The 24,535-nt window shown below is 60.9% G+C and carries 25 protein-coding genes; 16 read left to right on the forward strand and 9 right to left on the reverse strand.

The genetic code is table 11. The features are described from left to right. Window positions 1–45 precede the first annotated feature (45 nt). Together H281_RS0113050 and H281_RS0113055 are read right to left on the reverse strand one after the other, a co-directional pair. A complete protein-coding gene (locus H281_RS0113050) occupies window positions 46–1,044 on the reverse strand; it encodes a Gfo/Idh/MocA family protein (RefSeq protein WP_020067555.1) in 999 nt (332 codons plus the stop codon). A gap of 143 nt (window positions 1,045–1,187) precedes the next feature. Continuing rightward, the gene (locus H281_RS0113055; protein ID WP_020067556.1) at window positions 1,188–2,375 is read right to left on the reverse strand and encodes a porin; all 1,188 of its coding nucleotides are present in this window, start codon (window positions 2,373–2,375) and stop codon (window positions 1,188–1,190) included. A 279-nt stretch (window positions 2,376–2,654) separates the two neighbouring features. Between H281_RS0113055 and H281_RS0113060 the strand changes: the two genes are divergently transcribed. The 13 genes from H281_RS0113060 (at window position 2,655) to H281_RS0113120 (ending at window position 14,336) form a co-directional block, all read left to right on the forward strand. Next, on the forward strand, window positions 2,655–4,256 hold the full coding sequence (locus H281_RS0113060) for an acyl CoA:acetate/3-ketoacid CoA transferase (RefSeq protein WP_020067557.1): 1,602 nt from the start codon (window positions 2,655–2,657) through the stop codon (window positions 4,254–4,256). Between the two features lie 22 nt (window positions 4,257–4,278). After that, on the forward strand, window positions 4,279–5,601 hold the full coding sequence (locus tag H281_RS0113065; RefSeq protein ID WP_020067558.1) for an MFS transporter: 1,323 nt from the start codon (window positions 4,279–4,281) through the stop codon (window positions 5,599–5,601). Next, window positions 5,588–6,259 (forward strand): DUF4286 family protein, encoded by a 672-nt coding sequence (locus H281_RS0113070; protein ID WP_027804555.1) that lies wholly within the window; start codon window positions 5,588–5,590, stop codon window positions 6,257–6,259. The genes H281_RS0113065 and H281_RS0113070 overlap by 14 nt, the downstream gene beginning before the upstream one ends. Window positions 6,260–6,280: 21 nt before the next feature. Next, the gene (locus tag H281_RS0113075; protein WP_020067560.1) at window positions 6,281–7,117 is read left to right on the forward strand and encodes a fumarylacetoacetate hydrolase family protein; all 837 of its coding nucleotides are present in this window, start codon (window positions 6,281–6,283) and stop codon (window positions 7,115–7,117) included. After that, entirely contained in the window at window positions 7,114–7,926 is an 813-nt protein-coding gene (locus H281_RS34610; protein ID WP_020067561.1) for a shikimate dehydrogenase family protein, read from the forward strand. Before H281_RS0113075 ends, H281_RS34610 begins: the two co-directional genes overlap by 4 nt. Before the next feature lie 50 nt (window positions 7,927–7,976). Next, on the forward strand, window positions 7,977–8,768 hold the full coding sequence (locus H281_RS0113085) for an IclR family transcriptional regulator (RefSeq protein WP_027776233.1): 792 nt from the start codon (window positions 7,977–7,979) through the stop codon (window positions 8,766–8,768). Between the two features lie 56 nt (window positions 8,769–8,824). Then, window positions 8,825–9,310, forward strand: coding sequence for a MaoC/PaaZ C-terminal domain-containing protein (locus H281_RS0113090; protein ID WP_020067563.1), 486 nt, complete (start codon window positions 8,825–8,827; stop codon window positions 9,308–9,310). A gap of 14 nt (window positions 9,311–9,324) precedes the next feature. Then, entirely contained in the window at window positions 9,325–10,188 is an 864-nt protein-coding gene (locus H281_RS0113095; RefSeq protein WP_027804556.1) for a sugar phosphate isomerase/epimerase family protein, read from the forward strand. Window positions 10,189–10,200: 12 nt separating this feature from the next. After that, window positions 10,201–10,662 (forward strand): MaoC family dehydratase, encoded by a 462-nt coding sequence (locus H281_RS0113100; protein ID WP_020067565.1) that lies wholly within the window; start codon window positions 10,201–10,203, stop codon window positions 10,660–10,662. A 51-nt stretch (window positions 10,663–10,713) separates the two neighbouring features. Further along, the gene (locus H281_RS0113105; RefSeq protein WP_020067566.1) at window positions 10,714–12,330 is read left to right on the forward strand and encodes an acyl CoA:acetate/3-ketoacid CoA transferase; all 1,617 of its coding nucleotides are present in this window, start codon (window positions 10,714–10,716) and stop codon (window positions 12,328–12,330) included. After that, entirely contained in the window at window positions 12,327–13,235 is a 909-nt protein-coding gene (locus tag H281_RS0113110; protein WP_020067567.1) for an aldo/keto reductase, read from the forward strand. Before H281_RS0113105 ends, H281_RS0113110 begins: the two co-directional genes overlap by 4 nt. 243 nt (window positions 13,236–13,478) lie before the next feature. Beyond that, window positions 13,479–13,832, forward strand: a complete 354-nt coding sequence (locus tag H281_RS0113115; RefSeq protein WP_020067568.1) for a DUF1428 domain-containing protein — start codon at window positions 13,479–13,481, stop codon at window positions 13,830–13,832. A 126-nt stretch (window positions 13,833–13,958) separates the two neighbouring features. Then, a complete protein-coding gene (locus tag H281_RS0113120; RefSeq protein WP_020067569.1) occupies window positions 13,959–14,336 on the forward strand; it encodes a nuclear transport factor 2 family protein in 378 nt (125 codons plus the stop codon). Window positions 14,337–14,424: 88 nt separating this feature from the next. Here the strand turns inward: H281_RS0113120 and H281_RS0113125 are convergent, their stop codons facing one another. The 5 genes from H281_RS0113125 to H281_RS0113145 are packed head-to-tail and all read right to left on the reverse strand — an operon-like array spanning window position 14,425 to window position 20,186. Next, complete coding sequence (locus tag H281_RS0113125; RefSeq protein WP_020067570.1) at window positions 14,425–16,029, reverse strand: long-chain fatty acid--CoA ligase; 1,605 nt, start codon at window positions 16,027–16,029, stop codon at window positions 14,425–14,427. 36 nt (window positions 16,030–16,065) lie between these two features. Continuing rightward, window positions 16,066–17,271: an MFS transporter gene (locus H281_RS0113130; protein WP_020067571.1), complete on the reverse strand. Its 1,206-nt coding sequence runs from the start codon at window positions 17,269–17,271 to the stop codon at window positions 16,066–16,068. Window positions 17,272–17,310: 39 nt separating this feature from the next. Then, complete coding sequence (leuD, locus tag H281_RS0113135; protein ID WP_020067572.1) at window positions 17,311–17,913, reverse strand: 3-isopropylmalate dehydratase small subunit; 603 nt, start codon at window positions 17,911–17,913, stop codon at window positions 17,311–17,313. A 3-nt stretch (window positions 17,914–17,916) separates the two neighbouring features. Continuing rightward, window positions 17,917–19,314: a 3-isopropylmalate dehydratase large subunit gene (gene leuC / locus H281_RS0113140; RefSeq protein WP_020067573.1), complete on the reverse strand. Its 1,398-nt coding sequence runs from the start codon at window positions 19,312–19,314 to the stop codon at window positions 17,917–17,919. After that, the gene (locus tag H281_RS0113145; RefSeq protein WP_020067574.1) at window positions 19,314–20,186 is read right to left on the reverse strand and encodes an isocitrate lyase/PEP mutase family protein; all 873 of its coding nucleotides are present in this window, start codon (window positions 20,184–20,186) and stop codon (window positions 19,314–19,316) included. Before H281_RS0113145 ends, leuC begins: the two co-directional genes overlap by 1 nt. A 158-nt stretch (window positions 20,187–20,344) precedes the next feature. Between H281_RS0113145 and H281_RS0113150 the strand changes: the two genes are divergently transcribed. Beyond that, the gene (locus tag H281_RS0113150; RefSeq protein WP_020067575.1) at window positions 20,345–21,142 is read left to right on the forward strand and encodes a GntR family transcriptional regulator; all 798 of its coding nucleotides are present in this window, start codon (window positions 20,345–20,347) and stop codon (window positions 21,140–21,142) included. A 105-nt stretch (window positions 21,143–21,247) separates the two neighbouring features. Here the strand turns inward: H281_RS0113150 and H281_RS0113155 are convergent, their stop codons facing one another. Further along, a complete protein-coding gene (locus tag H281_RS0113155; protein ID WP_020067576.1) occupies window positions 21,248–21,811 on the reverse strand; it encodes an isochorismatase family protein in 564 nt (187 codons plus the stop codon). Between the two features lie 233 nt (window positions 21,812–22,044). Between H281_RS0113155 and H281_RS0113160 the strand changes: the two genes are divergently transcribed. Next, window positions 22,045–22,779, forward strand: a complete 735-nt coding sequence (locus tag H281_RS0113160; protein WP_020067577.1) for a Sua5/YciO/YrdC/YwlC family protein — start codon at window positions 22,045–22,047, stop codon at window positions 22,777–22,779. Window positions 22,780–22,966: 187 nt separating this feature from the next. Here H281_RS0113160 and H281_RS0113170 read toward each other — a convergent pair whose 3' ends face one another. Further along, the gene (locus H281_RS0113170; RefSeq protein WP_020067579.1) at window positions 22,967–23,533 is read right to left on the reverse strand and encodes a TetR family transcriptional regulator; all 567 of its coding nucleotides are present in this window, start codon (window positions 23,531–23,533) and stop codon (window positions 22,967–22,969) included. Window positions 23,534–23,615: 82 nt separating this feature from the next. Between H281_RS0113170 and H281_RS0113175 the strand changes: the two genes are divergently transcribed. After that, window positions 23,616–24,509, forward strand: a complete 894-nt coding sequence (locus H281_RS0113175; protein ID WP_020067580.1) for an SDR family oxidoreductase — start codon at window positions 23,616–23,618, stop codon at window positions 24,507–24,509. Window positions 24,510–24,535 lie beyond the last annotated feature (26 nt).

Below are 24,535 nucleotides of genomic sequence, written 5' to 3' on the forward strand. Positions count from 1 at the left end.
GCGTGCCTCGCCTCCAACATGATCTGCTCGCGCTTGTGTGATTTTTTACTGTAATAAAGCGTCAAGCTGACCTTGAACAATAAGCGAGCGTTCCAGCGGATACGCCACCGGTGTGCCAGTCTCAACGGACTTTTCAAAATCAAGCAACATCCGTTCATACTGTTCTAGCGTTCTACCGTAATGTTCGACGTGTAGCTGATCGTCTCCATCGATATGCTTTATCACGCTCGCGTCGTGGTAGTTATTTGTGGTGAATGGTGCTGTCATTTCGATCCAGCCTTTCTCTCCATGGAAGAGCATCGACTGCCTCCGGCCCACTAGCGTGCTACAGAACGACCGAAGCTTGAAGTCGCCGAAATCAATAACACAGTCCGAAGCGATATCGGTTCCTGACGTCGCACTGAAGCTCAAATCGCCTTGTGCTCCGACTGGATCCCGACCGGTTGCGAATGCCGTCCCCACGATTGGGTACATGCCGACATCGCGGAGGCTTCCACCGCCAAGAGACAGGTTATTGCGAATCGATGCAGGGTCCGCGCGAAAGTATGTGAAGGCGCCTCCCACTTGCCGAAGATCACCGATCTCACCAGAGCAGATTGCCTGACGAACGCTCTCCCACTGCGGGTGATGGACCATCATGATCGCCTCCGCGCAGACCAGGCCGCTGCGATCACGTTCTTCAATCAGCCGTCGTACCTCTGAGGCATTCATGCAGATCGGCTTTTCGCAAAGAACATGTTTTCCAGCCTGAAGTGCTGCAACGGTCCACGGGAAATGCAACGCGTTTGGAACCGGGACATACACTGCGTCCACCTCAGGATGCGAAAGGACGTCTTCATACTTCGCGGTCACGTGATTGACCGCATGCTTACGAGCAAGAAGCGTGGCTTTTTCAATGTCTCTGCTAGCGACAATGGTGATGCGACTGCCAATCCGCTGGATCGAGGGCATGATCACCGAATCCGCAATCGTGGCTGCACCGAGTATGCCCCACCGAAGACCAACTCTTTGATTGCGTTGTCCAGCATGGTCGATTGTTTGCATCATCATTCAATGGGAGATAAACATTCTGGAATCGAAAGTCGCTGAGCTACTGCATCGTTTGCTTTGATGTGAGCCGAATCATCGTCGCGGTTTTCCGCGGCGGCGACCAGCGACGGCGCGACGGTGTACTGATGCGACGATGATCAGAATCGATGTCGCATCGCAAGCCTGACCGCGACCTGGTGCGGCGTCGATGAGTCGCCCAGATTGCCGATGTTCGCGACCGCAGCGCCCCCGGTCGACGATACGCCGGACGCCTTCTGGACAGACGCTTCCGCGTAGAAGTCGGTTCGTCTCGACACGAAATAGTCCGCAAGCGCCGCCAACTGATTGAAGTGCTGGTTGCCGACGGTGCCGCCCGCACCGTTGTCGACCGCGTTGCCCTTTGTGTACGTGTAGCCAAGTCCAGCGGAGAAAGCGGGGGTGCACTGATATTTGATGCCAGCTTCAGCAGTGTTGAACTTCGCGCTGTTGCCCCGGAGTGCCGTAATGTTCCCGTACTCGACATTCGAGTAGCCGATATTCATGATCGCGTTGCCGATCCTGTATGTCGCGCCTGCGGCGATGACCTGGTACGACGTCGCGCTCACATAACCGCTGTTCAGCACACCGCTCAACTGAGTCGCGCCATTCGGATTTCCGGTGAAGAAGCCGGTACTGCCTGTTGCGCCGGTCGGATTCTTGAAGTACTCGTAGGCTGCGCCGAGCGCGAGCGGGCCGTTCGTGTATGCGACACCCGCGTTGTATCCGCTGCCCGCAGTGATGTTGCCCGCCTGTCCCCCAAGGCTCAATTCGCCACCGAAGGTCAGGCCGCGATAGTTGGCGCTGGCATAGCGGATCGTATTGTTCAGACGCAGGGAGTTGTTCGTGTTGTCGAGGTCGCCGGGATGAGCGAAGGCGGCACTGCCGAGGTAGCCAAGCGTTGTCACGGGCTGCACGTACCAGAAGATCGAGTCGTATTGACGGCCGAGCGTTATAGCGCCGAGCGTAGCACTAGAAATTCCGACGAAGGCTTGCCGGCCAAACTCGGCACCGCCTTGTCCGAGCGCGCCATTGTTCAGGTTCACACCCGACTCCAACGTAAAGATAGCGGCCAGTCCCCCACCCAGATCTTCCGCTCCTCTTAAGCCCCAGCGGCTGCCGTTGATGCCATTCGTCGAGTCGAGCGTCCATTGCCGTCCACCGACGTTGTGGCCATTCACCACGTTCTTGTTGTTGTTGACGAACTGCAGTCCTTCGTCGATCACCCCATACAGCGTCACCGAGCTTTGCGCATGTGCGTAAGACGCGCACAGCAACGTCAAGGCAGCGGTCATCGCGTGCTTTTTCATGTCTCTCCAACTCCTGACTATGGTTGTCGCGAGGTGAGGTGTCCGGCTGAAAACGCAGATGTAGTTCAGCGTCAGCGAAAACTGGAAAACTCTTCCAGAAAAAATTTCCAAGAATTATAGGGCGGTCTACGGACCGGAAAGCAAGCGGATTTTTGCCAGGGTTTGTCCGGACCATGTTGCCCCGGTCTAAACGCGCCGAAACGTTGACGAATCCCATTCCCTGTCGTAACCTGAAAAAACTTTCTGGAAAACATTTCCAACATTAGAGCGGAGACGAGCATGCAACTGGGTACGGCGGATCAGGCCGCACGATTGATTGGCGATGGCGACACGGTACTGATCACGGGCTCCGGCTCGGGCATGGCGGTTCCCGAGGCACTGCTCGCAGCAATCGAGCGACGCTTCAAGGAAGAGGGGGCACCGCGCAAGATCACGGCGATTCACCCGGTGGGTCTCGGTAATCGCGGCGATGAGCTGGGTGCGAGTCACTTCGCGCATGAGGGGCTGCTCAAGCGCGTGGTGTGCGGGACTATCGTTGACGCACCGCCGATCGCGAAACTCGCCATGGCCAATCGCATCGAGGCGTACACGTTGCCGCAGGGCGTGCTCTCGCAACTGATCCGCGAAATCGCGGGTGGGCGGCCGGGTCTGACAACCCATGTCGGGTTGAATACATTCGTCGATCCGCGTCATCAGGGCGGCAAGCAAAGTTCGATTGCAACTGAAGACCTGGTTGAGCTGGTCGAACGCGATGGGCGCGAGTGGCTGTTCTACAAGTCGTTCAGACCGGATGTGGCGTTGCTGCGCGGCACGACTGCCGACGAGGACGGCAACATTTCGCACGAACACGAGGCAATCTTTGGCGAAATGCTGTCGATGGCGCAAGCGGTGCGGCGCTGCGGCGGCGTGGTGATCGTGCAGGTCAAGCGGCTTGCGAAGCGCGGCATGCTGCCCGCGAAAAGCGTGAAGATTCCCGGCAATCTGGTGGATTTCGTCGTCGTTGAACCGAACCAGATGCAGACATACCAGACCTTTTACGATCCTTCCTTTGCTGGCGAACTGAAGACGCCGCTCACAACGTTCCCTGAGCTACCACTCGACGAACGCGGCGTAATCGCGCGGCGCGCCGCACTGGAATTGCGGCGCGGCGCCGTCTGCAATATCGGCTCGGGCGTGTGTACGGGTATCGGTCTGGTTGCCGCGCGCGAAGACGTTCTGGATCTCGTCACCCTGACCAACGAACAAGGCCTGACGGGTGGTGCGCCTGCTAACGGACTCGACGCGGGCGCGGCACGCAACTATGCGGCAATCGTCGATCAACCGTATCAATTCGACTTCTATGACGGCGGTGGCATCGACATCGCATTCCTGTCCTGCGTCGAAATCGACCATACCGGTAACGTCAATATCACGCGTTTCGCCGATCGCCTGGTCGGTGTCGGCGGCTTCATCAACATTAGCCAGAACGCGAAGAAGATGGTGTTCGGCGGCTCGTTTACCGCGGGCGGTCTGAAGGTTGCAGTCGAGAGCGGCGAATTGAGAATCGTCGCGGAAGGGCGTCATTCGAAGTTCGTCGAGTCGCTCGCGCAGATATCGTTCAGCTCGAAAAACGCGCGCGAGGGTGGGCAGACCGTGCTCTACGTCACCGAACGGGCCGTCTTTTCGCTCTCGAGCGATGGCTTGACGTTGATGGAAATCGCACCGGGTATCGACCTGCAAAAAGATGTGCTCGACCGCATTCCGTTCGAGATCGACGTGTCGCCCGATCTGAAAACGATGCCCGCTGAAGTCTTTTCCGATCGCTCGCTCGGTTTGCAGGCGCGGCTCCGAAACGAGCCGTTGCCGATGCACCCGAAAGTCAAAGCGTTGCTGAACCACTAATAGACAAATCAAGGAGACAAACGTGAACCAACCGGCAACGGCGCCCGCAAAGCGGCGCTGGTATCAGGAAATCAACCGCGCGCAATGGCTGACGCTCGCGGGCGCGTGGTGCCTTTGGGCGCTCGACGCCGTCGACTTTCTGCTGATCACTTTCGTGCTGATCGACATCGCGAAGACCTTCGATGTCACGTTGCACACTGCGTCGCTGCTGATTCTCGCGACCTTTGGCGTGCGCTGGCTCGGCGGTATGCTGTTCGGAAATCTGAGCGATCGTATCGGCCGCAAGATTCCCATGCTGATCGCGCTCGTGTGGTTCACGGCGGGCGCAGCGTTCACTGGCCTCGCCTGGAGTTTCACGGCGGTGTTCGCGTTCCGGCTGTTACTCGGTTTCGGCATGGCACCGATCCTTACGCTCGGTTCGACGATGATCGCCGAGGTCTGGCCGGAGAAATATCGCGCGATCGGTATCGGCATTCTCGATACCGGCTGGGGTTTTGGCAGCGTGCTCGCGGCGACGCTTTACGGTTTGATCTATCCGCACTTCGGCTGGCGTCCGCTGTTTTTTGCGGGAATCATTCCGGGCCTGCTCGTGGGATTGTATATCTGGCGTTTCGTGCCGGAATCGCCGGTGTGGCTGAAGGCGCGCGAGAAAGGTCTCGTGTCGAAGCGCAAATCGCCCGCCGCTACGCTGTTTCGCGAGCATCTCAAGCTCGTGCTCGTGCTGAGCCTCGTGCAATTCCTGCTGCAATTCGGCTCGTGGCCGCTGCAGGGTCTGCTCGCGACGTATCTGCGCGAACTGCATATGCCGCCGGCGTCGGTGAGCATGATCACCAGCGCGGGTGCGATCGGACAGATCTGCGGGTTCTTCTGTTCGGGCTTTATCGCCGAACGCGTCGGCCGCAAGAATGCAATTGCGATGATGCTCGCGATCGGCTGCTGTTGCGTGTTCGCGCTCGTGAATCTCGCACCGGTCTCGATCGCGCTCGGCTGCACGTTCGCGTTCCTGTCGGGCTTCTGGATCGTCGGCGCATCCGGCATTTATCCGACGATCCTCGCCGAGAATCTGCCGTCGAACGTGCGCGCAACCGGCGTCGGGCTGATGTACAACATCGGCGTGATCGGCGGGGGCATTGCGCCGTTCATCGTGCTGGCCTCGCTCGACTATTTCAAGGTTGCGTTGCCGAAAGGGATGTTCTTCTACACGCTGCTCGGCGATGTGCTGGGCGTACTGATTATCTATCTGGCAACCCGCGAAACACGCGGCATCCCGATCGAACATGCGGGCGCGCAAGACGACGAGTCCGCGCAATCACAACAGGAGGGCATTCGTCGTGATGCTTGGTAACGCAGCGCTCGCATTCTGGAACGGCATCGCACCGGGCGGCGACGCGGAATTTCTCGCATGGCATGTGTCGGAACATATCCCCGAGCGTGTCGGTCTGCCGGGTTTTCTGCGCGGCCGCCGCTACGTCGCGAGTCGCGGCTCGCCTCGTTATTTCAACTTCTACGAAACCGAGTCGCTCGGGGTGCTCGAATCGCCGGTCTATCGGGACCGGCTCGATCATCCGACGCCGTGGACCGCCAGGGTAGTCGCCACCTTCGTCGACACGTCGCGAACAATGTGCCGCGTCGCGCACACACGAGGTATCGGCGAGGGCGCGTGGATGCAGACAATCCGCTTTGCGTTTCCGTCTGTCGCGCGTGATAAGGCGATCAGCACGCTGATTCGGATACTCGACGATTTGCCGGCACGTACCGCCCTGGTCGGCGCGCATCTGCTCGACGGCGTGCAGCGCGAAACGAAGCCGACGCGCGAGCTCGAATTGCGCGGCACGCCCGATGCACAGATCGACGGTGTACTGCTGATCGAAGCCGCTGACGAAGCGACACTCGATTCACTCGCCGAACGTGAACTGGCCGACGATTCATTGCGTCAAGCCGGCGTCGGCGCGATCGCGCGCGGCAACTATCAACTGCAATACAGCCTCAGCGCCTCGCGCTGATGTTCAACACAAGGAAATCGCATGAAACTGTTTCGTTTTGGTCCCGTAGGTGCGGAAAAACCCGGTGTCGTCGACAGGAACGGAACGCATCGTGATCTGTCTGCCGTGATCGCCGACATCGATCCCGCAACGATCGCGGCCGGCCTCGAAAGCAGGCTCGCCAACCTCGATCTGACCACGCTGCCCGAAGTACCGAAGGGCACACGTTTCGGTCCGTGCATTGCGCAGCCAGGCAACTTTCTCGCGATCGGTCTTAACTACGTCGAGCATGCGAAAGAGACCAATGCGCCGCTGCCGGAGGAACCGATTCTGTTCAATAAGGCGCCAAGCTGTATCGTCGGTCCGGACGACGACATCGTCTTGCCGCGTGGCTCTGAAAAAACCGATTGGGAAGTCGAACTCGCCTTTGTGATCGGCAAACGCGCGCATTACGTCAGCGAGGCCGACGCGCTATCGTACGTGTTCGGTTATTGCGTGTGCAACGACGTTTCAGAGCGCGCATTCCAGCTTGAACGCGGCGGCCAGTGGGTGAAGGGAAAATGCGCACCGTCGTTCGGTCCGATCGGTCCGTATCTCGTCACTGCCGAAGAAATCCCCGATCCGCAGAAACTGCCGCTCTGGCTCGAGGTGAACGGTGAGCGCGTGCAGAACAGCGACACGAGCGACATGATCTTTTCGATCCGTACCATCGTGTCGTACGTGAGCCAGTTCGTCGTGTTGATGCCGGGCGATCTCATTACGACGGGCACGCCGCCCGGCGTTGGCCTCGGCATGAAACCGGAGCGCTATCTGAAGCGTGGCGACACGGTTCGCCTGAGCGTCGAAGGGCTGGGCACGCAGACCCAGCGCGTCGTATGAACACGGCCTCCTTCATCCCGGTGACCGGCGCGACGGCGCTGTACGCGATCGTCGGCGATCCGGTTTCGCAGGTGCGTTCGCCGCAGGTAGTCAATGCGCTGTTCGCGCAGGCGCAGATCGACGCGCTGCTAATACCGATGCACGTTTCGCGCGACCGCTTTGGTGAGACGATGCGCTCGCTGATGGCGATCGGTAATCTGCGCGGTATCGTCATCACTGTGCCGTTCAAGGTCGATGCGATGTCGCTCGTCAGCCATGTGTTGCCTGGCGCGCAAGCGGCGGGCGCATTGAACGCGATGCGCCGCCTGCCCGATAATCGTTGGGAAGGCGACATGTTCGACGGCGCCGGGCTTGTGCGCGCGCTAGATGATGCCGGTCATCCGCCGGCCGGCAAGCGCGTGCTGCTGGTCGGTGCGGGCGGCGCCGGACGCGCGATCGCAATCGCACTCGCGCAAAGCGGCGTGCGCGAGATTGAGTTGAGCGATATCGACGGCGAACGCGTCCGGCAGGTCGTTGAGGCGGTTGTAAACGCCGCACCGTCGTGCGTATGTCGAGTGTCCGAACCGACCTTCGACGACCACGACCTCGTTGTCAACGCGACGCCGCTCGGAATGAAGCCTGACGACGCATTACCCGTCGACATCGCGGGTATGAACGCGCAGCATGTACTTTTCGACATCGTGCCGAAACCCGACGTGACCGCGCTGATGCGCGCCGCGCAATCGCAAGGCGTGACGACGATTGGCGGCAAGCGCATGATTGAAGGGCAGGCTCGCGCGCTGGCCGGATTTTTTGGGCATCGTGTATAAACGCGGTCCGGTGCGAACCATTCAATTCACATGCAATGAGTAGGTAACGTATGAGCGTCGCTTTGGAACGTGGCATGGCCATCCTCGAGTTGCTGTCGACCGATCGCAACGGCATGCAGTTGAGCCGGCTTTCGGAGGCTCTCGATATTCCGGTAAGCGCAATGCATCGCTTGCTGACCAGTCTGATCGAAATGGGTTACGTGCATCAGACACGGGAGATGGGGCAGTACTGCCTGTCGCTGAAGTCCGTGTCGCTCGGCATCCGTTTCGTATCGAAGAACAATCTGATCGACCTCGCGCGGCCGTTGATGGACGAACTCGCGAGCGTTTCGGGTGAGCTGTCGCGGCTCGGCCTGATCGACGGCGAGCGGCTGGTGTGGGTGTCCAAGTCGCTAGGCACGCGGGTAGGTCTGCGCTACGACCCGGACAGCGGCGCGGAGGCCCCGTTGTTCTGCTCGGCGTCCGGGCTGGTCTGGCTCGCCACGATGAGCGACGAGGAAGCGCTCGCGCGGGTGATGAAGACCGGTTTTGGCCGGGACGAGGATTACGGCCCGAACGCACCGCGTACCCCGGAGGAATTTCTCAAGCAACTGCGCCGTGCACGCGCGAACGGCTACGCAACGGTGACCAATAGTGTAGAGGCGGCCACTTCGGCAATGGCCGCGTTGATTCGCGGCAAGGACGACGAGCCGATTGGCGTGCTGACGATTGCGGGGCCGATGTTCCGCTTGACCGCGAAGCGCATGCAGGAGCTCGCGCCGCTGCTGATGCGCGCAACGGCGGCATTGTCGGAAGTCAATGCCCCCACGTTTGCCATGCCGCCGGCGCATCTGCACGGGTGAACGCACTCAATGCCCCCAATGCCCCCAATGCCCTCTAACGGGAAGGAGATCCAGCAATGAGCGACTCTGTCGCCAATGACACGCGGCGTCTGCTGAAGCCAGGCCTTTACGGATTGAACGACATCGAGGCCGGCGACTACTACCTCACCGCTGGCGTTACCGTGACCGAAACGCACGTCGTCAATTTCGCGGGCGTCTCGGGCGACTACTACGACATTCACGTTGACGACGTCGCCGCGCAGGAGGCCGGCTTTCCTGGGCGCATCGCGCACGGCCTGCTCGGTTTGTCGCTCGCCGACGGACTGAAGACGCGTTGCCCGGTGCTGCTCAAAGGGCTCGCGACACTCGGCTGGAACTGGTCGTTTCGCGCGCCATTGATGATCGGCGATCGCATTCATGTCGATATCGAAGTCATCGGCAAACGTCCGACCAAGCGGCCCGATCGCGGGATCGCGACGTTGCGCCTGAAAGTGCTGAATCAGCGCGGCGAAGTCGTGCAGGAAGGCGAAACGCTGATGATGATGCCGACTACGCTCGCGTGAGGGAAGCACTCGTCATGCGCGATCTTTCACAGCATCTCGAGCACTTTGCCCTCAACACCGCGACGCTCAGGCAATGGCCGCTGGAGCGCATCATCGAGGGCTGCGCGCGTCGCGGTATTCGCGCGATAGCACCGTGGCATGCCGACGTCGAGCGCGTTGGTGTGGCGCAGACAAAACGCCTGCTGCGCGAGGCGCAGATCGAGTTGGCCGGTTATTGCCGCGGCGGTCTGTTCCCGGTCGCGCAGGCCAGCGAACGCGATGCGGTTTTCGAGCGTAACCGGCGTGTACTCGACGCCGCGCGCGAACTCGATGCGCCTTGCGTGGTGCTCGTCGTAGGCGGCTTGCCGGGGGCGATGGAGGGCGAACCGCAAAGCCGCGATCTGGCCGGCGCGCGCGAGCAGGTGAAGGACGGTATTGCACGCATACTCGACTACGCGAAGTCGCTTCGCATGCCGCTCGCGATCGAGCCGCTGCATCCCATGTACGCCGCCGATCGCGCATGTGTGAATACGCTCGAACATGCGCTCGATCTGTGCGACGCACTCGACCCGTCGATGCAAGGCGATCTCGGCGTCGCGGTGGATTGTTATCACGTGTGGTGGGACCCGAAAGTCGATGCCCAGATCGCACGTGCCGGCAAGCAACGGCTGCTTGGCTTTCATGTTTGCGACTGGCTCGTGCCGACCCGCGACATGCTCAACGATCGGGGCATGATGGGCGACGGCGTCATCGACATCGCGCGGCTGCGCAGCCAGGTCGAGCGGGCGGGCTTCGACGGTTTCATCGAAGTGGAAATTTTCTCGAGCGACAACTGGTGGAAGCGCGACGGCGACGACGTGCTGGACACCTGTGTCGCACGTTACCGAACTGTGGTGTAAAGGAGTTAAAGCATGGAGCAGTCAGGTCTCGATTTCGTGGAAGTCGGTCAACGCTATACCTTCGGCAAGACCGTGTCGGAAACCGATGTGATGCTGTTCGCCGGCATAACGGGCGATTTCAGCCCGACGCACGTCAACGAACAGTACGCGCGCGAAAAGTCGAATCTCGGCGGACGCATCGCGCATGGCGCACTGATGGTGGGCTATATGTCGACCGCTTCGACGCTGTCGATCGAACACGTGATTCACAAAGAGAATCTCAGCGATTTCCCCGTCTCGTCGGGCTACGACAAGCTGCGTTTCCTGAAACCGGTTGCGCTCGGCGATACGATCACCGTGGTGTATGAGGTGATCAGGATCGACAAGGAAAAAGGCCGCAGCATTGCGAAGAACGAAGTGTTCAACCAGCGCGGCGAGCTTGTCGCGGTCGGCGAACACGTCATGCGCTGGGCGAAGAAACTGAAGGGCGAGTGAGCAGGCAGAAGGCGCATAACGGCGTATTGCAGCGGATCATCGGACAACATCATGCAGATCATTACAGCAGAAGAAGCGGCCTCGCTCGTAAGAGACGGCGACACGGTGCTCATCAGCGGATCGGGCGGCGGGCACGCGGTGCCCGACGCGCTGGTGGCGGCGGTCGGCGAACGGTTCAAACGCGAAGGTGCGCCGCGCGGTATCACCTCGATGAGCATCGTCGGCGTTGGCGATCGCGCGGCCCTGGGCGCGAGCCATCTCGCACAAGAAGGCTTGCTACGTCGCGCAATCACAAGTGCACTGGTCGATTCGCCCGGTCTCGTCACGCTCGCGGCGGAGGACAAGATCGAGGCATACACGCTGCCGCAGGGCGTGATGTCGCAACTGATGCGCGAGATGGCCGCGGGGCGCCCTGGCCTGATTACCAGAACAGGGCTGCATACCTTTGTCGATCCGCGGCAGCAGGGCGCGCGGCAAAGTCTGCGCACGCCCGCAGATTTCGTTGAAGTAATCGAACTCGACGGCGAGGAATACTTGCGGTTCAAGCCGTTGCCGCTGAACGTGACCTTCATTCGCGGCACGACCGCCGACGAAGACGGCAACGTGACGATGGAAGAAGAAGCCGTGCTTGGCGAGATGCTGGCGATGGCGCAGGCAACGCGCCGCGCGGGCGGTGTCGTGATAGTGCAGGTTAAACGGGTGGCGCGGCGCGAGACCTTGCCGCCCAAACAGGTGAAGGTGCCCGGCATTCTGGTCGACTTCGTCGTGGTCGTGCCGGATCAGCCGCAGACGTACGCGACATCATACGATCCGAGCTACGCGGGCGAACTGCGCGTACCGTTGTCGGAGATCAAGCCGTTGCCGTTCGGACCGCGCAAGGTGATCGTGCGGCGCGCGGCGCTCGAACTCTATCCCGGCGCGGTGTGCAATCTTGGCGCGGGCGTTTCGACGGGTCTGTCGACGATCGCTGCTGAAGAAGGTCTGCTCGACGCGGTCGTACTCACGAATGAGCAAGGCATCATCGGCGGCGCTCCGCTCACCGGACGCGATTCGGGTGGCGGCCAGAACTTCGCCGCGATGATCGAGCAGCCGTCGCAATTCGATTTCTACGACGGCGGCGGCCTCGATCTCGCGTTTCTGTCGTTCGCGGAAGTCGATCCGCAAGGCAACGTCAACATCAGCCGTTTCGGCGACAAGATCATCGGGGTTGGCGGTTTCATCAACATCAGCCAGAACGCGAAGTGCGTGATATTCAGCGGCACGCTGACGGCGGGCGGGTTGGATGTCGGCTGGGAAGGCGGCCAGACCGTGATCCGCAGCGAAGGGCGGCATCGTAAATTTGTCGAATCGATCGAGCAGGTCTGCTATAGCGCAGCGTTCGCGCGCGAGCGTGGGCAGACCGCGTTGTATCTGACCGAGCGCGCCGTGTTCCGGCTCGGCGACGAAGGCCTCGAATTGATCGAAATTGCGCCGGGCGTCGATCTTGAGCGCGACGTGATCGGGCAGATGGCGTTTCGCCCCCGCGTCGCCGGGGATCTGAAAACGATGGATGCGCGTCTCTTCGATCCGCAACCGCTTCGTATTCGCGATGAAATCGCCGCGCGCGGGCGGCGCTATCGCTCGAAACGTGTGGCGCAGTGGTATGCCGGGCGGGGCGCACACGCGTGATCGAACGCGTGCCCGCTGTCGCGCTTGCGCGAGACGTCGCGGTCTCGAAGGTCGTCGCGGGCATGTGGCGCGTGATGCGCTGGGACTTGTCGCGCGAGGGGCTGGCGCGCTTTATCGACGAATGCGTGACGCTGGGCGTGACGAGTTTCGACCTTGCCGATATTTATGGCGGGGGCGCCGCGCAAGCGTTTTTTGGCGAAGCGCTGGCTGCGCGCGGCGGCAACAACGATGACATCCAGATCATCACCAAAGCCGGCATTCGGCTGCCTTCGTCCAACGGCGGCGGCGCGCGCGTCAAGCACTACGACAGCAGCGCGGCGCACCTGCGACGAAGCGTGGACGATGCGTTGTCGGTGCTGGGCCGTGAGCGGATCGACCTGTTTCTACTGCATCGCCCCGATCCGCTTCTCAACCGGGACGAACTGGCGGAGCTGGCCCATCAGCTGGTCGCGCAAGGCAAGATCGGCGCATTCGGGGTGTCGAATTTTTCCGCGTGTGAGTTCGACTGGCTCGGAGCGCGTGTGCCGCTAGCGAGCAATCAGATCGAGTTTTCGCCATTCCACACGGCGCCGCTCGACGACGGCACGTTGACGGCGATGAATGCGACGGATGTCGTGCCGATGATCTGGTCACCGCTCGGTGGCGGGCGGCTTTTCGACGAGTCCAATGAGACCGGCTCGCGTGTGCGTGAAGCGTTGCAACAGATACAGCGGGACCGCGGGCTGCCGGACTGGATACCGCTCGCCTACGCGTGGGTCTTCCGGTTGCCGAGCCATCCCGTTGTGCTGACTGGAACGAGCCGCGTCGACGGGATCCGCGACGCGACGCGTGGCGCCGGCATCGCGCTCACGCGCGAGGAATGGTTCTACGTTCTTGAAGCAGCGCGGGGGCACTCTGTAGCCTGACCATTCGCTGACGTTGATCTACATAGCCTTGTTTTGGCTGCGTTGCGCACTTTTGAGAGGTTGGGAAGTCCGCACGCCACTCCCCGCAAGCGTAGGTTTCAGACGACATCGAAATATCTCGTGAGCTTTGTCGATTTCCTCAAGCGTCGTTCGTCGTGCATATAAGGCGGCAAGATTGCGGCAATGCTGTCCCCACGCCGGTTTTGCGCCCCTATTTGTTATCAACGCGAACGGAGATCGTTCATGACCTACGTAGATGGATTTGTCGCCGCGGTGCCCACGGCCAATCGCGAAACGTACAGGAAGCATGCCGAATCGGCAGCGGCCGTCTTCAAGGAGCACGGCGCATTGAAGGTGGTCGAGTGCTGGGGAGACGATGTCCCGGAAGGGAAGGTGACGTCTTTTCCGATGGCGGTCAAACGGCAGCATGACGAGGCGGTGGTGTTCTCCTGGGTTGTCTGGCCCTCGCGACAGGCACGAGACGACGGAATGAAAGCGGTGATGGCCGACCCACGGCTGCAGCCTGACACCAATCCGATGCCTTTCGACGGCAAGCGGCTAATCTACGGCGGGTTCGAAGTGATCGTGGACGCATGAGGAGCCAAAGAAGGTGGCGCCGGTCGACAATGGCCAGGAGCTTGCGATGCACCTGAATTTCCTGCAGGTCCACCTGCAGGAACAAGCCGTTGAGGCGCTTCTTGAGATATTCAATGGAGACGACGTATGCAGCAAGATCCTGCCGACATCGCCCGTGCGAGTTATCTCGCCTATGTACGTAAGGACCGCGCCGCGATCGAGGCTCTGATCGGCGAAGACTTCCATTTCACCAGCCCTCTGGATAACCGCCTGGATCGCAACACCTACTTCACGCGTTGTTGGCCCAACAGCGAGACGATCACCGACTTTCAGTTCGTCGATGTCGTTGTTCATGGCGAACAGGTCTTCGTCGTGTACGAAGGAACGAGTGTTCGCAATCGACGATTCCGCAATACGGAGAGGCTAACCGTCCGCGGTGGCAAGATCGTCGAGGCAGAGGTCTATTTCGGCTGGTCCCTTCCGCACGACGCGCCCGATGGCGGATCTGTGAAGTCAGGCGCCTAGCAAGTGTGGCCGTCCCAGATCGCTTCGCCGACATTTCCGACTGACCGCTGCGCGGTCTGCATGGATCGTTGGACCGTGTCGAAGCCCGTCACTGTCTGAGGCGCATTCGAAGCGTGGCCTTGACGACCTTGCCTGTGGCGGTATGGGGCAAATCGTCGACAAAGTGGATGTCATCCGGGACCCACCAACGAGCGACACGCGTGCCGAGATGAGACAGCAGACCTTCTTTCGAAGGTGCTGTTCCGGGGCGAAGTACCACGAAAAGCACCGGACGTTCGCCCCATCGCTCGTCATCGCGGGCGACAGCGGCCGCTTCGTAGACGTCGGGATGGGACATCGCGGCATTTTCGAGCGTAACGGAACTGATCCATTCACCGCCCGACTTGATGACGTCCTTGGCACGATCGACGATTTCAACCGTTCCGGCCGCTTCGATCGTCGCAATATCGCCGGTTTCAAACCATCCGTCATTGGCTCTATCTGCGCTGTCCAGCGGGAGGTTGAAATAGGAAGATGCAACCCATGGGCCTCGGACCTGCAGGCGCCCGGACGTGGTGCCATCGTGCGGTAATACGCTGTCGTCATTGTTGAGGAGCCGCGTCTCGACTCCAAACAGTGGCTTGCCCTGCTTCAGCCGTCGATTGGAAGACATGATTCCCTCCCGCGCCGGCGATGCGGGCACGGTGCACCGATTGGCCAGGCCTACAGGGCTGGTTTCCGTCATCCCCCATGCATGGACGACGTCAACCCCCTGTTCGTGGAAACGCTCGGCCATGATCTGAGGACATGCAGCGCCTCCAATCGCGACGCGTTCCAACGGGGCGATTTCACCTTTGTTGTCGTCAATCCAGTCCAGCAACGAGCCCCAGACGGTCGGCACGCCCGCAGTGAACGTGACCTTCTCGGTTGTAATAAGCCAATAGAGGTTAGCTGCATCGAGTTTTTGCCCAGGGAGAACGAGCCGCGCACCGACCATTGGAGCGGCATGCGGCAACCCCCAGCCATTGACGTGAAACATAGGCACAACCGGCATGACAGTCGTGCGCTCGCCCAGGTTGAAGACGTCTGGCGCACAGACCGCCAACGCATGAAGCACAGTCGAGCGGTGGCTATAGAGCACGCCCTTAGGATCGCCAGTGGTGCCTGACGTGTAGCAGAGGCCGGCCGCGTCGTTCTCATCCAGCCGCGGCCAGTCGAACCCGCTCTTATGCGCCGCAATGACTTCCTCGTAACACTCGAAACCCTCGGCGATGGCCTCCGGCGGCATGGCGCTCGCCGAACACATAACGATGACTCGCTCTACGGACTGAAGGCGCTGCCGCACACCCGCTACCAGTCCAACGAAGCTGGGGTCCACGAACAACAAACGGTCACCGGCGTGGTTGACGATATAGACGATCTGATCCGGGAACAGGCGCGGATTGATGGTGTGGCAGACGAAACCCGCACCCGAGACTCCGTAATAAATCTCCAGATGCCTATGGTCATTCCAACCGAGCGTTCCAACGCGGTCTCCGCGTTGCAAACTCCAGGAGGCAAGTGCATCGGCGAGCTTGCTACTGCGTTCGTAGACCTCGGCATAGCTTGTTCGATGCAGCGACCCGTCGCTTACCCGCGAGACAATTTCCGTAGATCCATGACAGGCTGCCGCATGACGAATGATCGAAGAGATAAGGAGCGGTTGGTCCATCATCGTAGAGCGCATTTGCTGTAACTCCGTCGATAGCGCTCAGGCGCCGGTTACTGGTTGCAAGCGCGCAGGCGCATGCTTGACCAACGCGAAGCCACAGCAGCCAGCAACGAACAGCGAAGCCATCATTGCGCCGAACCCGCTCGCAAACGTGCCCGTGTCCTTCACGAGTGTTCCGATCACTAGCGGGGCGAGTACGCTGCCGATCATGCCCACGGTTGCCACGATCCCCGCGTAGGCGGCGCGGGCTTCTTTCGGCGCGAAATCCAGCACGAGGGTGCCGTATGTGCCAAGACCGCCGTAGATGCAGAACGCAGCACCGCACAAGCCAGCAATACACAACTGAAGCGTGTTGCTGTAATAGGCGGCGAACAGGCAAAGGGCGCCGAGCAGGTTGATACCGCTAAGAAGCTGAGGTCGTTGCTTGAGCATGGGGCCACGGCCAAGCCAGCCGGTCACAATCAGCCCGATCACGCCGAAGACATACGGAATGCCACCGAGCATCCCAGCGGATTTCAGGTCGATGTGCCGTTCGAGCGCGAGATAGCTTGGCATCCAGCCGAGCAGGCCCCAGTACGCGGCGTTCCAGAAGCAGAAGACTCCGCTGATCAGCCAGAGCGCCGGTTGTTGCGCCAGAATCCGGAACGGGATTCTGACTTCGTCGGTCGTGCCGACAGCGCGCTCCACTTCTGCTTTTTTGGGAAGCAGCGCACTGTTCAGCACAGCGATTGCGATCGCCGGAGCGGCGAGCATGACGAACACCGCCTTCCAGCCGAACGAGGTGAGCAGTGTCCCGACGAGCGGGCCGGACAGGGCGGGCGCTGCCGCGATGGCCGTGGCCCACCAGGCAACCGCCTGGGCACGCTCACGCTCGTCGAACGTGTCGCCGACCAGCTTGTAGATCGCAGGGTTTGACAATCCTTCGGACACACCAAATGCAAAGCGCACGAAGACAAGAATCGCGACTCCGGTGAATAGCCCCGTCAGCCCAGTCAGCAATGCCCAGAAGAGCGGTGCGACGACCAGAACGACTCGTGTGCCGAAGCGGTCAGCGAGCCAACCTCCCGGCATCTGCGATACGAGGTAACCCACGGCGAAAGCCGACAGGATGACGCCGAATGTCTGCGGGTTGAGATGAAGTGTCTGCATCATCGCGGGTCCTGCAAAACCGAGGACGACGCGATCGATATAGTTGACGACCTGCAGCAGCCATATCGCAACCAGAATTCCCTTCTTGCCTTTCATTTCTGTCTCCGTAGTAGTTCTGAGCATCGAGTTCAACAGCTAGTCAGCTGAGCGCGACCCGACGTAGACCCATGGACGACGACGTGCGTCGTCTGCCTGCCATTGGCGGATGAGGTCTTGTCTGCGAAGAGTGAGCGACATTTCATCGGCTCCTTCGATCAACATCTCGCGCCGTACGGGGTCTACCTGAAATGGAAACGATGTTCCATCGGGAGCCGTGATGACGCAGGTGTCGAGGTCCGCAGTGACTGCTGCGCCGCTCTGTGCCTGCTCTGCAAGATTTGCGACCTGCTGTTCGGGGAGCACGACCGGCAACACGCCGTTCTGGAAGCAGTTGGACATGAAGATTTCGCCGAACGACGGGGCAATGACGACCCGAAGTCCCAAACCCTGCAATGCCCACACGGCGGCTTCACGCGATGAACCGCAACCGAAGTTCGCGCCTGCAATCAGAATCGGCGCTCCGACGAAGGGCTCCCGATCAAGGACGAAATCGGGTCCACGCCAGACTTCAAAAGCGTATTGGCCGAGTTGATCCTTGGGCAGCCCGGTGAGCCTTTCAATGCGGATGATGATGTCTGTATCGACGTCGCGCCGCAGCAGGGGCGCTGCGGGCCCGCTGACAGTCTGGAAGCGTTCCATGGCTTAACCCCTTCTTGGATCGACGATGGCCCCTGCAATCGCGGCAGCCGCAGCCGTTGCGGGGCTCGCCAGGTGCGTGCGCGCGCCCGGTCCCTGACGGCCGATAAAGTTTCGGTTAGATGTGCTGACAATGCGCTGGCCGGGCGGCACGACGTCGCCATTGGCGGCGACGCACATCGAACATCCAGGCTCGCGCCATTCGAAGCCGGCGCTGCGGAATACGTCCGCGAGCCCCTCGGCCTCTGCGATCTCCTTGACAAGCTGGGAGCCGGGAACGACCCACGCCTGCACATTCGGCGCAACGTGCTTGCCTCGCACGATCGACGCCGCTTCGCGCAGGTCGGAAATGCGGGAGTTTGCGCACGAACCGATAAACACCCAGTCCACGCTGGTGCCTGCCAGCGATTGCCCGCCGCAAAGACCCATGTATTCGAGTGCGGCTTCAACACCCTTGCGGCGCTCAGCGTCGGTGCTGTCCGTCGGATCGGGAACTGCCGACGTAACGGCTAACGCGTGCTCCGGAGTCGTGCCCCAGGTCACCATCGGCTCCACGTCGCTCAGGTCAATGCTGACTTCGACGTCGAAGTGGGCATTGTCGTCGGAGCGGAGCTTGCGCCACTCGCTGACGGCATGCTCGAATTCGTCACCTGCAGGTGCGTAGGGCAGGCCACGGAGAAAGTCGAAGGTCACGTCATCGGGTGGGCAGAAGGCAATCTTGCTGCCGAGCTCCACCGACATGTTGCACAACGTCAGTCGCTCCTCGACGCTCAGCCTTTTCAGGGCTGGCCCACAGTGCTCGATGGCGTAGCCCACGCCGGCTGAGCAACCGAGTTTTGCAATCACATGGAGAGCGAGGTCTTTGGCGAACACGCCCTTGGCCAGCACACCCGTGTAAGTGATACGCATCTGACGGGGCTTCTTCTGGCGAACGGTTTGGGTCGCCAGTACGTGTGCCAGCTCCGATGATCCGATACCGAATGCGAGTGCGCCCAGGCCGCCATGCGTGCAGGTATGGCTGTCGCCGCACACGATAGTCGTACCGGGCAGCGTGAGGCCCATTTCCGGTGCCATCACGTGAACAATGCCCTGACCCGCTTTGCCCAGGTCGTAGAAGGGAACGGACGCGCTGTCGCAAAAGCGGCGCAGGCTCGCGTACAGCTTTGCGCCCGCCGGGTTCGTCTCGCCGGTACGGTGCGGGGCGCTACTGACCGCGTGGTCCGCCGTCGCGAACGAGAGGTCGGGCCGGCTCACGGGGAGTTCACGCGCAGCGAGCGTTTCAAAACCTCCGGGGCCGGAAAGGTCGTGGAGGAGATGGCGGTCAATTGCCAGAAGCGCCCAGCCGCCGCCCAGGTCAGTTACGACGTGAGCATCCCAGATCCGGTCGAACAGTGTCTGCGCCATTATCTTGCTCCGTCACGACCGGTGGCAGACGCAGCCGGATACTGCCATTCGAGCGCACCGAGCCGGTTGAACAAATCGCGAATAGGAAGCGCGTCGGGACGCACCTCGACGCGACCCGTGTTGCGTACGGTCGCGAGTGCGAGATCTGCGGCGCCCATCATGCTGGTGAGCAGCAGCCCGGGGAGGATCGCAATACGGAAGCCGAGTTCTGCAACGTCTTTCAAAGGAATATTGGGTGTTTTGCCACCCGGGACCAGGTTGAGCAGGCACGGGCCATTCACTCGGCGAGCAATGGCCGCAGCCTCTTCGGCCGATTGTGGAGCCTCGACGAAAGCGATGTCGGCGCCCGCATCAAGTGCCCGGTTCACACGCTCGATCGCATCGTCCAGCCCCGTCACAGCGCGAGCATCGGTGCGCGCAACGATCAACATCCCGCCTTCGCCACGTGCGGCGGCAGCGGCCGCAATTTTTTCGACGAATTCTGTCGTTTGGACCAGTTCCTTTCCTTCCAGATGACCACAGCGCTTCGGAAACAACTGGTCTTCGATCTGGATGGCAGCGACGCCGGATATTTCATATTCCTGAACCGTGCGTCGCACATTCAGGGCGTTCCCGAACCCCGTGTCCGCGTCGGCGATAACAGGAATGGACACCGAACGCGTCAAGGTCCGCGCGGCCGCCGTCATTTCGGTCAGGGTGACCAGCCCGAAATCCGGATAGCCGTTCGCCGCGGCAACACCGGCGCCCGTCATATAGGCGACGGGAAAACCCGCCTGTTCGATGAGCCGCGCGCTTATGCCGTCCCACGCGCCCGGCGCAACGATGAGTTCCTTCGATTCCAGCTGCTTTCGCAGCTTGTTGACTGCTTCCAATTTCTTCTCCGGTGGTGCCAGCGTGCTTTTACTGTATAACGTGTTATGACTAGATGCAAGTTGTTGTTATATCTAGTTGGAAGTGTTTACCATGAGAAATATTCTTTCTCGGTAGGCAGGACAACCGGCATTGGCAGTCTATGTGGCGGAGAGGTAATATGACTTCTTTAAGCGTGGCTAGCGATATGACAGAACCTAAAGAAGGCCCTCTCTACGCGCGCGTGCATCAGGCCCTGGTGGAGGCGATCCAGCGCGGCAAACTCGCGCCCGGAACCGTGCTTCCTACCGAGAAGGAGCTGGAGAAGCAGTACGGAGTCAGTCGCATTACCGTGCGACGGGCACTGGATGACCTCGAACGAGCCGGGTTGATCGAGCGCGGCCGGGGACGGCCTGCCAGAGTCGCTGCTCCGCTGGTCGCATCTACGACCATGGCTATCGACCAGGACCTTCCGTCGATCCTGGAGATCGGACGTGGCACTGTGGCCCACGTGCTTTCGTACGTCTGGAAGATGCCAAGTGCGGACGAAGCGCAACGCTTGCAGGTCGACGCCAGCGAACCCGTTCTCGAGGTGGCGCGCTTGCGGCGCCGGTACGAGCGTCCGGTTCTGCATACTGTTGCGCGGGTGCCGGCGCCGATCGGGGCGCTTCTGACAAAAGAGGCACTGGAAGCGACCAACATGCTCGACCAGCTGGCGACTCGCGGTCTGCGCGCCGCCCGGACCGAAATGGAGATGCGTGCTCAAGCGTGCGACGCAAAAGTCGCCGAGCATCTCGAACTGAAAAAGGGCGATCCCGTGTTTGTCATGGAGCGCCTCGTGTCCGACACGACTGGACGACCCATACAAAGCATGACGGCCACTTTCCGGGCGGACAGCTTCACGTATCGGATCGTATCGGCCTCTGAATCCGAGGCTGGTCAGCCGATGAGAATGGAGGCGGCAGGGTTGTTCAGTTGACGGACGGCCCGACAAGTTGTAGCTGAGCCAAGGCCGCGATGTCTTTTAGTGCAACGCGGCCTTCTTTCCCTCAGGCCAGCTACGCACAAAGGTAGGAGCTACCCCTCAGGGTCCTGCTTTCTGCACGAGCGCCAGGATCTCCTCGCTCGTACCGGTTTCTCCGAGCCAGGGGAAGATGCGGGAAACGCTGTTGTCATGCGCCTCTGCGCTCAGATCGGTCATCGCATCGACTGCCAACGTTACGTTGAAGCCAAGAGCGTGCGCCTCGCGTGCCGTTGACTCGACACCGATGCTCGTGGCGATGCCGGCGAGGACAATTTGCGTCACGCCCTGAGAACGAAGCCAGGACTCGAGCGCCGTGCCCGGGAAAGCGCCCCAGGTCTGCTTGGTAACGAGATGGTCTTCCGCGTCACGGGTAAGTTCCGGAATCAGATCGGTCCAGTCGGTGGGGAAGTCGGCCGTATTGTGGGCGTACTCTGCCCGACCGGGCGCGCCACCGGCGACATTCACCAGTACCACCGGCAGCCCGCGGCTGCGAAACGCCGCGGCAAGCGCATTGGCGCGCTCAGCAATCTGGTCGACCGGATGAATGACGGGAAGGGCAGCAATGCCTTTCTGAAGATCGATGACTACTAGTGCTGTGTTCGAATCGAGCGTCGTCACACTCATTGCGGTAATCCTCCATTGGTAGCAGCGCATGCGCAAAGAAATGTGCGGGTATTGGCATGGCGTACTAGGTATACTACCATGTACAAAGATGTTATGACATGAAGTACGATTGAGGCTGATGGACTCGCAGGGCCGGTGCAGCGTCCCGCCGGTGCTACGCGCGTCCGCCATGTCGTAATGGTTTGTACAACCATTGGAACAACATTCACGAATCTCTTACATTGGAGACGAGCATGCCGAGAATCGATATCGCAAGCGATGTACGCAGGGTCTTTGAAGTCGTTGCTGGAGGAGGCATTGCAATCTGGCCAAACGATGTCGGATACGGCATGGTCGGCAGCAGTAAGGCCGCCATGCAGAAAATCTTCGACACGAAGAAGCGAGGCAGCCACAAGCGCAATGCCATCCTCGGCGACGCAATCACGCAACGAGAGATTCATGCGCTAGACAAACGTTCGCAGGACATCATCGAGTCGATCACCCTCGACTACAACTTGCCGCTTGGGGCAATCGCACCGTGCCGTCTCGACCACCCGCTTCTTCAGAAGATCGACGACGAGTTGCTCGAGGCAAGTACAGCAAATGGCACCATCGCCATGTTGCTGAACGCGGGTCCCATTTACAACGAACTCTGTCGCCTGAGTCGCGAAGCGGTGCAACCTCTTTTTGGTTCGTCCGCGAACCTCAGTGGAAGCGGCCCCAAGTTTCGTGTCGACGATATCGAGTCGGAGATCAAAGCGGCCGCCGATATCATCCTGAATTACGGCTTGCGCAAGTATCACCACTATCAACGGTCGGCAACCATCCTCCGGTTTCCTGAAGTTGAAGTGGTTCGGATTGGTAGCTGCTACGAACTCATCTCCGACGTAGTCAGGCGTGAGTATGGTATTGAGCTGCCCGCGGACCCGGGACGGGACAAGTTGCCATCGGGTCATCTGAAGGAATTTGAGTTGTTGCGCGCGCCCTGATCGTCTCGATATGACGGGCGTTTATGTCATCACTATTCGCTACGGGCTCACCATGCTCCTGAGGGTGGTGCCTGACGAGGCCGGCCCGCGCTCGTTTCCGGAGACGAGCGGCGGAAATGGCGTTCACGTCGGCGTAACTTTGACGCGCCGGCAAGGATAGAGCAAGACCGCGAACTTCGAGGTGGCCTCAGAGTGAAGCCAGCGTCCGCAATCGCACAAGCGCTTCGCTCACGATCTCGCCATATGCGCGCTCTTCAGCGTCGGCAATCCATTGGCCAAACGCGACCCGGAAAACCGCAATGCCCGCTTCGGCGACGAGGCTCGCGTCAGGCTCCTGCACACCGCGCAAACGCAGGGCGTCGGCGAGTGCGCCTGACAGCGTTGCCAGTTTGATCAACTCCCGCTCGTGCAACTCCGGATTGGCGGCGATCACCGCATGGCGCACGCGTGCGTAAGGTCGGCGCTCAGCGGTGAAAAATTCGCCGGCGGTTGCGAGAGCCGCGGCGACCGCGTCGATAGCCGATGCGTCGGCCGGCGCTTGCGCGAGCGCATCGACCATCGTCTGCTGCAACTGCTCGGAGCCTTTGAAAAGGACCTCGCGTTTGTCGGTGAAGTAGCGAAAAAACGTACGCGCCGTCAGGCCGGCACGCTGCGCGATGGCGGCCACCGTCGTGCCCTCGAAACCGACTTCCTTGAACAGCTCGATCGCGGCGACAAGAAAGCGCTGCTCTGCGTTGGGTTCCCAGCGACCCATGATCCCTTCCAGAAAGGTGTTGACACTGTGTGACATCATAGCGCTATACTGATGTCACTCAATGACATCAGCGGAGCATGCCATGCGAATACTTGTCACTGGCGCGTCGGGTTGGATCGGATCCGCGAGCGTCACGGAACTCATCGACGCCGGTCATCATGTGCTCGGCCTCGCTCGCAACGATGAGGCTGCCGCGAAGATCGCCGCGCTCGGCGCGGAAGTGGTGCGCGGCAGCCTCGACAATCTCGACAGCCTGCGTGTCGCGGCCACGATGGCCGAAGGCGTCGTGCATCTCGGCTACAACCACGACTTTTCGCAAATGGCAGCGGCGGCCCAGACCGATCGCGCGGCCATCGAAACATTCGCGGATGTGCTGACAGGTACGGGCGGACCGCTGTTGATCGCGTCCGGTACGCTCGGCCTCGCAACGGGGCGCGTCGGCATCGAAAGCGACACGCCGGCCCCGGACGGTCATCCGCGTCTCGCCAATGCCGCGTATGTGCTCGGCCTGCGGGAGCGTGGCATCCGTTCGATGGTCGTGCGCTTCGCCCCCACGGTGCATGGCGCCGGCGGCGATCACGGATTCGTCGCGGTACTCGCGAGAATCGCGCGCCAAAGCGGCGCGTCGGCTTACATCGGCGACGGGCAGAATCGCTGGCCCGCAGTGAACCGGCTGGACGCCGGCAAACTGGTGCGCCTCGCGGTCGACAAGGCGCCGGCCGGCTCAGCCCTGCACGCGGTCGCCGAAGAAGGCGTCGCCACCCGCGAGATCGCCGGCGCGCTCGGCCGGTTTTTGAACGTGCCGGTCGAGTCGATTCCCGCCGATCAGGCGCAGTCGCGATTCGACTGGCTCAGCATGTTCTTCGGTGCCGACATCCCCGCGTCGAGCGCCCACACACGCTCGCTGCTCGGTTGGGAGCCAGTTCATCCGACGTTGCTCGAGGACATCGCGGCGGGACACTATCCGGGGCAATGATCAGGACTTTGGTTTGCGCTACGCAC

This window comes from Paraburkholderia caledonica, from assembly GCF_000383275.1.
GTDB classification, from domain to species: Bacteria; Pseudomonadota; Gammaproteobacteria; order Burkholderiales; family Burkholderiaceae; genus Paraburkholderia; species Paraburkholderia caledonica.